The organism is Bradyrhizobium sp. CCBAU 65884 (genome assembly GCF_028128835.1).
GTDB lineage: Bacteria > Pseudomonadota > Alphaproteobacteria > Rhizobiales > Xanthobacteraceae > Bradyrhizobium > Bradyrhizobium ottawaense.
The window spans coordinates 17,056-26,831 of record NZ_LBJU01000098.1 but is presented as its reverse complement, the minus strand read 5'-3'; the positions used below and the strand labels follow the sequence as shown (position 1 = coordinate 26,831).

The 9,776-nt window shown below is 65.7% G+C and carries 11 protein-coding genes; 7 read left to right on the top strand and 4 right to left on the bottom strand.

The annotated features are described in order from the left end of the window. Positions 1-35: 35 nt before the first annotated feature. Positions 36-1,115 carry a methyl-accepting chemotaxis protein gene (locus XI03_RS09075; RefSeq protein WP_038970224.1) on the bottom strand — a complete coding sequence of 360 codons (1,080 nt, stop codon included), beginning with the start codon at positions 1,113-1,115 and terminating at the stop codon, positions 36-38. Between the two features lie 273 nt (positions 1,116-1,388). On the opposite strand from XI03_RS09075, the gene recJ reads away from it, so the two are divergent. From recJ to XI03_RS09060, 3 genes are all read left to right on the top strand, one after another. After that, positions 1,389-3,230, top strand: a complete 1,842-nt coding sequence (gene recJ, locus XI03_RS09070; protein ID WP_038946684.1) for a single-stranded-DNA-specific exonuclease RecJ — start codon at positions 1,389-1,391, stop codon at positions 3,228-3,230. Positions 3,231-3,321: 91 nt separating this feature from the next. Continuing rightward, positions 3,322-4,131 carry an SDR family NAD(P)-dependent oxidoreductase gene (locus XI03_RS09065; protein ID WP_161966455.1) on the top strand — a complete coding sequence of 270 codons (810 nt, stop codon included), beginning with the start codon at positions 3,322-3,324 and terminating at the stop codon, positions 4,129-4,131. 94 nt (positions 4,132-4,225) lie between these two features. Continuing rightward, positions 4,226-5,023: an aldolase gene (locus tag XI03_RS09060; RefSeq protein ID WP_271591916.1), complete on the top strand. Its 798-nt coding sequence runs from the start codon at positions 4,226-4,228 to the stop codon at positions 5,021-5,023. 119 nt (positions 5,024-5,142) lie between these two features. Here XI03_RS09060 and XI03_RS09055 read toward each other — a convergent pair whose 3' ends face one another. Next, positions 5,143-6,372, bottom strand: coding sequence for a lytic murein transglycosylase (locus tag XI03_RS09055; RefSeq protein WP_038970225.1), 1,230 nt, complete (start codon positions 6,370-6,372; stop codon positions 5,143-5,145). Positions 6,373-6,521: 149 nt separating this feature from the next. On the opposite strand from XI03_RS09055, the gene XI03_RS09050 reads away from it, so the two are divergent. Together XI03_RS09050 and XI03_RS09045 are read left to right on the top strand one after the other, a co-directional pair. Next, positions 6,522-6,782, top strand: coding sequence for a hypothetical protein (locus XI03_RS09050; RefSeq protein ID WP_212476054.1), 261 nt, complete (start codon positions 6,522-6,524; stop codon positions 6,780-6,782). 71 nt (positions 6,783-6,853) lie between these two features. Beyond that, positions 6,854-7,105 carry a hypothetical protein gene (locus XI03_RS09045; protein WP_271591914.1) on the top strand — a complete coding sequence of 84 codons (252 nt, stop codon included), beginning with the start codon at positions 6,854-6,856 and terminating at the stop codon, positions 7,103-7,105. Positions 7,106-7,125: 20 nt separating this feature from the next. On the opposite strand, the gene XI03_RS09040 is transcribed toward XI03_RS09045, so the two are convergent. Further along, complete coding sequence (locus XI03_RS09040; RefSeq protein ID WP_028144777.1) at positions 7,126-7,659, bottom strand: MarR family winged helix-turn-helix transcriptional regulator; 534 nt, start codon at positions 7,657-7,659, stop codon at positions 7,126-7,128. Positions 7,660-7,713: 54 nt separating this feature from the next. Between XI03_RS09040 and XI03_RS09035 the strand changes: the two genes are divergently transcribed. Together XI03_RS09035 and XI03_RS09030 are read left to right on the top strand one after the other, a co-directional pair. Next, positions 7,714-8,193 (top strand): carboxymuconolactone decarboxylase family protein, encoded by a 480-nt coding sequence (locus XI03_RS09035; RefSeq protein ID WP_179730550.1) that lies wholly within the window; start codon positions 7,714-7,716, stop codon positions 8,191-8,193. 21 nt (positions 8,194-8,214) lie between these two features. Then, positions 8,215-8,718, top strand: coding sequence for a cupin domain-containing protein (locus tag XI03_RS09030; RefSeq protein ID WP_028144775.1), 504 nt, complete (start codon positions 8,215-8,217; stop codon positions 8,716-8,718). Between the two features lie 25 nt (positions 8,719-8,743). Here the strand turns inward: XI03_RS09030 and XI03_RS09025 are convergent, their stop codons facing one another. Further along, the gene (locus XI03_RS09025) at positions 8,744-9,736 is read right to left on the bottom strand and encodes a DUF808 domain-containing protein (protein ID WP_271591913.1); all 993 of its coding nucleotides are present in this window, start codon (positions 9,734-9,736) and stop codon (positions 8,744-8,746) included. Positions 9,737-9,776: the final 40 nt, after the last annotated feature.

Here is a 9,776-nt window from a genome sequence, read left to right as displayed (position 1 = left end):
GGGTTGTTTTCAGGTTTTTGAATCGGCCGGCTGTCTCACGCCCCGCAGACGATCACGCCGTACCAGCCGAGCCCGCGATAGGTCTCATAGCCCGGCGTCGCATGGAACGCGACCAGGGCACCCGAGCGGTCATGGTAGAAGCCGGAGCGCTGGCCGTTCAGCGAGATCGAGATGCGCTCGCTGAGGATGCCCTGGCCGTCGGACGCCGCGATGATGCGGAAATTCGAATCGACCAGCAGGACGCGGGCCTTGTCGCTGTCGCCGACGCGCACGCCCTGCACGATGGCGCGAGCCTGCGCCTCCCAGTCGAAGTGGATGGCGAGCACGCCAATCGGGGCGCCGTGGGCCTGACCGCCGGCTCGGACGCTGGCGCAATAGGTCGCCACCTGCGCATTGCCCAGCAGCGGCTGGTTCTCGACGTCGCCGGCGACGTAGTCGTCACCGGAGCGCAAGGTTCGCGCCTCGCGAAACCATTTGGTGTGGGCGACGTTCTGGCCGACCACGCGAAAGCGGTCGGCGCGGCCATTGGCGATGACGTTGCCGTCGAGGTCGCAGAGCCAGAGATCGAGATAGACGGTGTAGGCGCCAAGGATCACGCCCAGGCGCTGCGAGGCGTGGGAAATCGCTGCGGCGGCGGACGGCGAGGCCGCGCAATCGACCACGGCGGAATCGGTCGCCCACCAGCGCACATCGCAGGTGCGCTCATAGAGGTTGCGGTCGATCAGCTCGATGGCGTTGAGCGACAGGTCGACCATCCGCTCGCCGCGCGAGCGCTGGCTCATGCGGTCGATCGAGGCGACGAGATCGCCGGTGCGTTTGGTCAATTGGCTTTCGAGCTCGCGCGCGATGGTCTCGACCTGCTGGCCGACGCCGCGCACCTCCTGCGCCACCACCGCAAAACCCGCGCCCTGCGCGCCGGCGCGCGAGCTCTCGATTAGCGCGTTCAGCGCCAGCATCTTCATCTGGTTGGTGATCTGCTGGATCGACTTGGTCTTGTCGACCGCGATCTGGTTGACCTCCGCGGTGAGGCGGTTGATCAGCGCGGAGATGTCGGAATCATCGTCAGCGGGTTCGGTGGCGATCGGCTTGGCTTTCAGACCCAGCGCAGCAGACATCGGGGATTTCCCTTGGCAATGAGGTCTGATCTGCAATGAACCCGGAACAATCGCTTACAGATCGAATACGATTCTTTTTCGAGGATTCCGCCTAACGCCTGCTTAATTTGCTGTTCCGCCGAATGCCCAAATGATAGTCAGTCGGCGCAGCAAATCGGCAATCCACCGCTTTGTGCGGCGCGGAGATTGCAAATCCCTGAGGATTCCGGGTCAATCGTCCTGCAAGCCGGACCGATACCGTCGGCTCCGGGTTCCTCAAACCAATTGCGACCCATGACGCCGCCTGCAACCGCCTTGCCCGTCGAAGCGCCCCAGGCGTTTCTCGGCGTTGCGCGCTCGCTGACCGACAAGCTCTGGCGCGACCGGCTGGATCCCCGCGGAGCGGCCCAGGCGCTCGCCATGGTGCAGCGGCACCAGCTTCCCGAACTGCTGGCCCGGGTATTGGCCGGCCGCGGCGTCGACATCGACGCAGTCGCCGACTTCCTCGATCCGACCATCCGCAAGCTCCTGCCGGACCCCTTTACCGTGACGGAGATGGAGGCCGCGGCGAAGCGGATCGCGGATGGCGCGGCGAAGGGCGAGAAGGTCGCGATTTTCGGCGATTACGACGTCGACGGCGCGACCTCGGCAGCGCTGCTCGCCTGGCACCTGCGCCATTGCGGGCTCGATCCGCTGATCCACATTCCCGACCGCATTTTCGAAGGCTACGGGCCCAATGTCGAAGCGGTTCGTGGCCTGGCGGCAAAGGGCGCCACGCTGCTCGTCACCGTCGATTGCGGCACCACCAGTATCGAGCCGCTCGCCGAAGCAAGACGGCTCGGCATGTCCGTGGTCGTGATCGACCATCACCAGGCCGGCACCGAGCTGCCGGAGGTTGACGCGCTGGTCAATCCGAACCGGCTCGATGATCTCTCCGGCCTCGGCCATCTCGCCGCTGTAGGTCTCGTGCTGGTGACGCTGGTTGCGGTCAACCGCGAGCTGCGTCAGCGCGGCTTCTGGAGCACGGAGATGCCCGAGCCCGATCTGCTCGGCATGCTGCATCACGTCGCCCTCGGGACGGTTGCCGACGTCGCGCCCCTGATCGGCCTCAACCGCGCTTTCGTCGCCAAGGGGCTGATCGCGATGCGGCGCCGCGACCATGTCGGCCATACCGCGCTGATGGATGTGGCGCGGCTCAACGGGCCGCCGGAGGCCTGGCATCTCGGCTTCATGCTGGGGCCTCGCATCAATGCCGGCGGCCGCATCGGCCGCGCCGATCTCGGCGTGCGGCTATTGCTGGAAGGCGACAGCGTCGAGGCCGCGCGGATCGCCGCCGAGCTCGACCGCCTCAACAGCGAGCGCCGCGTCATCGAGCAGGCGGCCGAAGCGCAAGCCGAAGCCGAGGCGCTGGCCTCGATCGGGCTCGAGGACAAGCTCAGCGTCATCGTCACGGCGTCCGAAGGCTGGCACCCCGGCGTCGTCGGCCTCGTGGCCTCCCGGCTGAAGGAAAAGTTCTCGCGGCCCGCTTTCGCCATTGCTCTGGAGCCAGGCGGCATCGGCACCGGCTCGGGCCGCTCGATCGCGGGCGTCGATATCGGCAAGGCGGTGCGACAGGCGGTCACTGACGGCATTCTGCTCAAGGGCGGCGGGCACGCGATGGCTGCGGGCGTGACGCTCCGCAAAGAGAAGCTCGCCGAATTTCGCGCCTATCTCGAGAACGCGCTGGCGCAGGACGTCGCCGAGGCGCGCCACGTCAACGAGCTCTATATCGACGGCGCGGTCTCCGCGCGCGCGGTGACGACTGAGCTTGCGGCGACGCTGAACCGTGCCGGTCCGTTCGGCAGCGGCAATCCGGAAGCCGTGCTGGCGCTGCCGGCACACCAGCTCGTTTTTGCCGACGAGGTCGGGCAGGCGCATCTGCGTCTGCGCTTCAAGTCGGGCGATGGCGCCATCGTCAACGGCATCGCGTTCCGCTCGATCGGCCAGAAGCTCGGCAACGCGCTGCTCGCCAACCGCGGCCAGCAACTGCATGTCGCCGGTTCGCTTTCGGTCGACCGGTACCAAGGCGTCGAGCGGGTGCAGTTCCGCGTCATCGACGTCGCGCTACCGGACCAGGGGCCATCCGTGATTAGATGACGCAAGATCTGATGCGACAAACGCGGAACGCGTTTGCGCAGAGATCATGCGTAAAAGATAACGGCCTCAAACAACAAAAAAGGGAGTGAACATGGCAGGGCAGGTTGAGGGCAAGGTCGCGCTGGTGACCGGCGGCGCCTCGGGTATCGGCGAGGCCATCGTCGAGCTGTTCGCGCGCGAGGGCGCGACTGTTGTCATCACCGACATCGATGAGCTGCGCGGGCCCGAGCTCGCCAAGCGCGTGACGAAAGCCGGCGGCAAGGCGATATTCCTGGAGCAGGACGTCACCAGCGAGGAGCGCTGGATCGATATCGTCGCCGAAATCGCCAAGCTCTACGGCAGGCTCGATATTCTCGTCTCCAATGCCGGCATCGGCATCGCCGTGCCATCGATCGTCGACATGACGCTCGCCGACTGGCGCAAGCAGAACGCGATCAATCTCGACGGCGTGTTTCTCTCGGTCAAGCATTGCCTGCCGCTGATGCGCAAGCATGGCGGCGGCTCGATCGTCATGATGTCCTCGCTCGCGGGCCTGCGAGGTTCGCCGGGTCTGTCCGCCTATTCGGCGACCAAGGGCGGCGTGCGGCTGTTCGCCAAGTCGATCGCGATGGAATGCGCGGCGGCCGGCGACGGCATCCGAGTCAATTCCGTGCATCCCGGCATCATCGATACCCCGATCTGGGGCAAGATCCCGACCGGTGCGACCGGCGCCGGCCAGAACGCGCCGATCGATCCCGAGGAGCGTGCCAAGGTCGTCACGCCGCTCGCCCGCGCGGGGGAGGCGGTGGAGATCGCCTCAGGCGTGCTGTATCTGGCCTCCGATGCCTCGCGCTACGTCACCGGCAGCGAGCTCGTCATCGACGGCGGCATGAATGCCGGCGGCGTGCCGCGGCGGGCCTGAGCCGCGCAGGGCAGGGCGGCGGTCGCAGGGGCTGACGCGCAGGCGCAGCCCCTGTACAAGAGGTAGCTTTCGACCGACAGAGGTGTCCTTCGCCATGGCGCACAGCCTCCACGCTTCCTCACCCGCGTCAGCGCCATTCCGCTCGAACCGGCCGGACCTCGCCACCGATGCAATTCGCACCGCACGCGAGGATCTCGCCGCCTGCTTCCGCATGGCGGCGCGCAACGGTTTTGAGGAAGGCATCTGCAACCACTTCTCCGCCGTCGTGCCCGGCCATGACGATCTGTTTCTCGTCAATCCCTATGGCTATGCCTTTCGCGAGATCACCGCCTCAAAGCTGCTGATCTGCGATTTCCACGGCAACGTGCTCGACGGCGAGGGCGTGCCCGAGGCGACCGCGTTCTACATCCATGCCGAGATGCACAAGCGCCTGCCGCGCGCCAAGGTCGCGTTCCATACCCACATGCCCTATGCGACGGCGCTGTCGATGACCGAAGGCGATCCCTTGATCTGGGCCGGCCAGACCGCGCTGAAATTCTACGGCCGCACCGCGGTCGACCGCGACTACAACGGCCTTGCGCTCGACAATCGGGAGGGTGCGCGCATCGCCTCCGCCGTCGGCGATGCCGACATCGTCTTCATGAAGCATCACGGCGTGATGGTGCTGGCGCCCACCATCGCGGAAGCCTGGGACGATCTCTATTACCTCGAACGCGCCGCCGAGGTACAGGTGCTGGCGATGTCGACGGGCCGCAAGGTGCTGCCGGTCGATCCCGCGATCGCGGCCGAGACCTACAGGCAGATGCGCGAGGGCGATTCCGAATCCGCGCGGCTGCATCTCGCCGCGATCCGCAGGCAGCTGGACGCTGAAGAGCCGCAGTACCGGCACTGAGGCAGGCTGTCATCCCGGGGCGCGCCACTCGGCGCGAGCCCGGAATCTATCGTGCAGCAAGCAATGCGGAGGAATGGCTTCCGGGTTCTCGCTACGCGAGCCCCGGAATGACGGCGTACCTACGATCCCTGTCGCAGCTTGGCCAGCACCTTCAGCCCGCCGTAGCCATCCGCCGGCGTGATGCCGGCGCGCTGTTGGAAATCCTTGATCGCCTTCATGGTGTCGTTGCCGACCCGGCCGTCGGTGCCGCCGGTGTCGAAACCGGCTTTCGTCAATCGCGTCTGCATCTCCTGCACCTCGGCGAGCGTCAGCGCGCGCTCGGAGCCCGGGAAGGGCTGGATGAAGGGCGGCGCCCCCAGGCAGCGGTCGCCGAGATGGCAGATCGCGAGCGCATAGTTCATGGAAGGGTTGTAGCTCTTCACCGAGTAGAAATTCGGTCCGAGCAGGAAGGTCGGTCCGCCCGCAACCGGCGTCCACATTTGCGCGGATGCGTTGGGCTGCGGGAACGGCTGGCCGTCGGCGCGGGTGACGCCGGCTGACGCCCAGGCCGCATAGGTGCGGCTGCCGCTCATATTGCCGGCGGCGCGCACCTCATAGCCCCAATGCTCGCCGCGATGCCATTTGCCGCGGTTGACGAGATATTTTGCGGTCGAACCCAGCGCGTCGTCGGGCTTGCCGAAGGGCGAGACCTTGCCGTCGCCGTCATAGTCGATGCCGACATTGAGCCAGACTTCCGGCATCCATTGCGAATGGCCCATCGCGCCGGCCCAGGAGCCCTGCATCTGCTCGGGCGTGCTCCAGCCCTTGTCGACGATGCGTAGCGCGTTGATCAGCTCGGTCTCCCAATAGGCCTTCCGGCGCGGCTCGTTCCAGGCGAGTGCGGCGAGCGAGGGAAATACCGGCGTCATGTGGTTCTGCTGCACCAGGGGATCGCCATAAGCGGACTCGACGCCCCACAGCGCCAGCAGCGTGCCGCGCTCGACACCGAAATCCCGCTCGATGCGCGCCAGCAGCGCCTCGTTGTTCTTCAGCGCAATCTTGCCGTTGATGACGCGCCAGTCGGAGACGCGGCGATTGATGTATTGCCAGACCTGCTCGTGGAATTCGGGCTGGCTGCGCATCTGCTTGAACACGCTCATGTCGGGCTCGACCCGTCCCATCGCGCGTTGCCAGGTCGCGGCCGAAATGCCCTTGGCCATCGCACGTGCGCGGAAGCTCTCGCGCCATTCGTCGAAGCCTGGAGGCGCGGCGAGGACGCGTGTCGGGAATGCGAGCAGAGCGGCTGCACCGAACGTCGATTGCAGCAGGCTGCGGCGAGTCGGATGGAGGGAGGAATCAGCGTGCGTCATGGGCACATTGTAGCCCGAAACATGGCCGGTGTGGGTCGGTTCCTGGAACAGCCGCGTGGCTGATTCTGCGCGGCCCGGGATCATGCTTCTGTCGGAACAAACTGTCGCAGTCCTGCATTCACTCCGTATCCGGAAGGAGGAGAAAGATGATGAGGACATGTCTGTTTGCCGCCGCCATGATCACCGCCGTCGCGACGCCCGCGTTCGCAGATGAAGTCGGCGTTCACGTCGGCCCGGTCGGCGCCGGTGTGACGGTCGGTCAGTCCCACGAGTATCGCGAGCGGGACCGTGATCGCGACCGCACCACCGTCATCAGGGAGCGCGAGCCCTCTGATCGCACCACGGTGATCAAGAAGCAGGATGAATTCGGCAATCGCGAAAAGACCGTGATTCATCACGACAACGACTAACGGAGCAGGCCCCGGCTGATCGCCGGGGCCTCTTCCGCGCACGCAGCCTGTCATCGAGAATTCGAGGTGGAATGAAGATACAAGCGCATGCGGAAAGCCATGTCGTCGAGTTCGACGACGGATCGCGCTGGCAGATTTTTCCGGGCGATCTGGCGATCACGCTGAGCTGGAAGCCCGAAACCACTCTGCACCTGGAGCCGAGCCGCGACCGGGTGACTTCGCACGTGCTGGTCAATGCCACGGATCGATCCCGCGTGCGGGTGATCGCCGCGACCGAGACTTGGCCCGCCGGCGACGTCAAGGACGCGTTGAAGGACGGGTAGGGCTTCGCCAGAGACGAACGTCAATCCACCTGGTCCTGCTGTAAATCAGTCGCAATTCCGGCGAGCCAGCGCCGGATTGTCGTTTCCGCTTTGCTATCCAAACCCCGAGTAAGTCGCTTCTCGAGCGCGATCACACGCTCGCGGCAGTCCTTCAGCAGCGTCGCGCCGCGCGGCGTCAGCGTCCATTGCTGAATGCGGCCGTGGACTGGATGGGGCGTCATCAGAATCGCGCCGTCGCGTTCGAGGTTGCGGATGATGACGCCGACAGTCTGGGGCGTCAGGAAGGTGAGGCGGGCGACGTCGGCGCCTGATAGTCCCGGATACGCGTTGAGCATGGTCAACACCGCGAATTGTGGCGATGTCACGCCGAGATCCGCCAGCGCCCGTTCCATCGTCAGGCGGACCGCGGCATGGGCCTGGCGCAGGAGATAGCCGAGATAACCTTGCTCGCCACGCTTGCCTTCTCCGGGCGCGGGTACACGCACGTCGCCGCTAGGTGCGGTCGCCTTGTACGCGGTTTTGGGTCTTGCGGCGGCTGCGGACTTGCGTGACATATAAGAGCTCTTATAAGATGTAAGCCTTCATACAATAAGACGAGGTGAACGGCAATGTCACATGCCCGTAGCGAATACGAGGATTTCAAGAAGATCGCGCCTGACGTCTATGATCTGGTGCTGGCGCTGGGCCAGCTTGCGGCCAAAGCCGGCCTCGACAAGCAGCTTCTCGAGCTCGTCAAGCTGCGCGCCTCGCAGATCAACGGCTGCGCCTTCTGCGTGCAGCATCATGTCCTGCTGTCGGAACGGATCGGCGTTCCCGTCGACAAGCTCCATTTGGTCGCAGTCTGGCGCGAGGCGCCGATCTTTTCGCCGCGTGAGCGCGCCGCGCTGGCCTGGGCCGAGGCGCTGACTGTCCTGCCCGACGGCGTCAGCGAGGACGTCTATGCCGAAGCTGCCCGGGAGTTCTCCGAGACCGAGCTGATGTACCTGACCTCGGCGGTCGCCTCGATCAATGTCTGGAATCGCTTTGGGGCTGCGTTTCGCTGGACGCCGGCGCCGCGGCCGGTGGCCGCGAATGCTGCGGCATCCTGATCGGCACGAAGGGAGGTTATGATGACAGCAATGAGTTTATCTGCCGTACAGCGTCCGGCGCCGTCGCGTTCGACGGCGCTCGCCGTCGTTGCAGGGCTGGCCTGTGCGCTGGCGATCGGCAAAGCGCTGCCGGTGACGATGGATGCCGTCTCCGGCGCGCTGGCGCCGCTCTGCGCCACGGCGGCGGAGAGCTCGCCGCTCGACAAGGTCGAACCGATCGGCTCCTACGCATTGCCGAACGTGCCGGGCAAGCGCGTCACCATCGTGCGGGTGACCTATGGTCCGGGCGGGTTTTCACGGCCGCATCGTCACGCTGGATCCGTGACCGCCTACATCACCAAGGGCGAGATCCGCTCCCAGCTCGGCGGCGGTCCTGTCGCGACGTTTGGCGTCGGCCAGTCCTTCTTCGAACCGCCGGGCTCGACGCACCTGGTCTCGGCCAACGCCAGCGCGACGGAGCCCGCGGAATTGATCGCGGTGTTCGTGGCGGACGAGGGCGCGCAGCTCACGACGTTCTTGGAGTAGCCCGCACCCGTCGCCCGGATGGCGGCTAGGAGGCGCGGTCCTGCGATCGCCTCAGCCGTTTCCATGCCGGCGAGAGACCGTATTGGACTGCCGGAATCGCAACGGCGCCGACAAGCAGTCCAAGCACGCCTGAGATGGCTGCCTCGACCGACCATTCGATGATGCCGGCAACGGATGGAAGGGCGTGCGCGGCCGCCTCGGTTGCGGCATGGACCGTGCGGCCGACCACCGGCGGGCCGTATTTTTCGATGCCGTGCAGGATGATGCCGCCGCCAACCCAGATCATGGCGGCAGTGCCGATGGTGCTCAGCACCGCCAGGAAGGTGGGCATACCGCGGACCAGCGCGCGTCCAAGCGAGCGGATCGCGGCGCCAATGACGGAGGCGCCGTCATAGCGCGCAAGGGCCAACCCGGCATCGTCCGCCTTCACGATCAGGGCCACCACGCCGTAGACCCCGACCGTGATACCGAAGCCGACCAGCGCCAGCACCAGCGCCTGCATCCAGATGGTGCCCGCCGGAAGGGCCGCCAGCGTGATCGCCATGATTTCCGCCGACAGGATGAAATCCGTCTTGATGGCGCTCGCGACCTTCTCGTCCTCGACCGACCGGACATTCAGCGCGATCGGCTCGAGCTGGGCTTCGTGGTGGTGCGCATGATGCGGCATCACGGCTTCGAGCACCTTCTCGGTACCCTCGTAGCAGAGAAAGGCTCCGCCCAGCATGAGCAGCGGCGTCACCGCGGTGGGAAGGAAATAACCAAGCAGCAGGGCAGCGGGAAGCAGAATCAGCAATTTGTTGCGCAGCGATCCGACCGCAATCTTGCCGACGATCGGCAGTTCGCGCTTCGAGGCAAAACCGATGACGTAGTTCGGCGTGACGGCAGCGTCGTCGATGACCACGCCAGCCGCCTTTGCGCCCGCTTTGGCAGCCTGGCTCGCTACATCGTCGAGCGAGGCCGCTGCCACCTTTGCAATCGCCGCGATATCGTCGAGAAGACCGATCAGTCCGACACTCATCACCCCGATCCCTGTTTTTGTTTGAGCCGGCGGTGCGCGC

Coding starts and splice junctions, on each gene's coding strand:
- XI03_RS09075 (WP_038970224.1), bottom strand. CDS start 1,115: ATGTCTGCTGCGCTGGGTCTGAAAGCCAAGCCGATCGCCACCGAACCC.
- recJ (WP_038946684.1), top strand. CDS start 1,389: ATGACGCCGCCTGCAACCGCCTTGCCCGTCGAAGCGCCCCAGGCGTTT.
- XI03_RS09065 (WP_161966455.1), top strand. CDS start 3,322: ATGGCAGGGCAGGTTGAGGGCAAGGTCGCGCTGGTGACCGGCGGCGCC.
- XI03_RS09060 (WP_271591916.1), top strand. CDS start 4,226: ATGGCGCACAGCCTCCACGCTTCCTCACCCGCGTCAGCGCCATTCCGC.
- XI03_RS09055 (WP_038970225.1), bottom strand. CDS start 6,372: ATGACGCACGCTGATTCCTCCCTCCATCCGACTCGCCGCAGCCTGCTG.
- XI03_RS09050 (WP_212476054.1), top strand. CDS start 6,522: ATGAGGACATGTCTGTTTGCCGCCGCCATGATCACCGCCGTCGCGACG.
- XI03_RS09045 (WP_271591914.1), top strand. CDS start 6,854: ATGAAGATACAAGCGCATGCGGAAAGCCATGTCGTCGAGTTCGACGAC.
- XI03_RS09040 (WP_028144777.1), bottom strand. CDS start 7,659: ATGTCACGCAAGTCCGCAGCCGCCGCAAGACCCAAAACCGCGTACAAG.
- XI03_RS09035 (WP_179730550.1), top strand. CDS start 7,714: ATGTCACATGCCCGTAGCGAATACGAGGATTTCAAGAAGATCGCGCCT.
- XI03_RS09030 (WP_028144775.1), top strand. CDS start 8,215: ATGACAGCAATGAGTTTATCTGCCGTACAGCGTCCGGCGCCGTCGCGT.
- XI03_RS09025 (WP_271591913.1), bottom strand. CDS start 9,736: ATGAGTGTCGGACTGATCGGTCTTCTCGACGATATCGCGGCGATTGCA.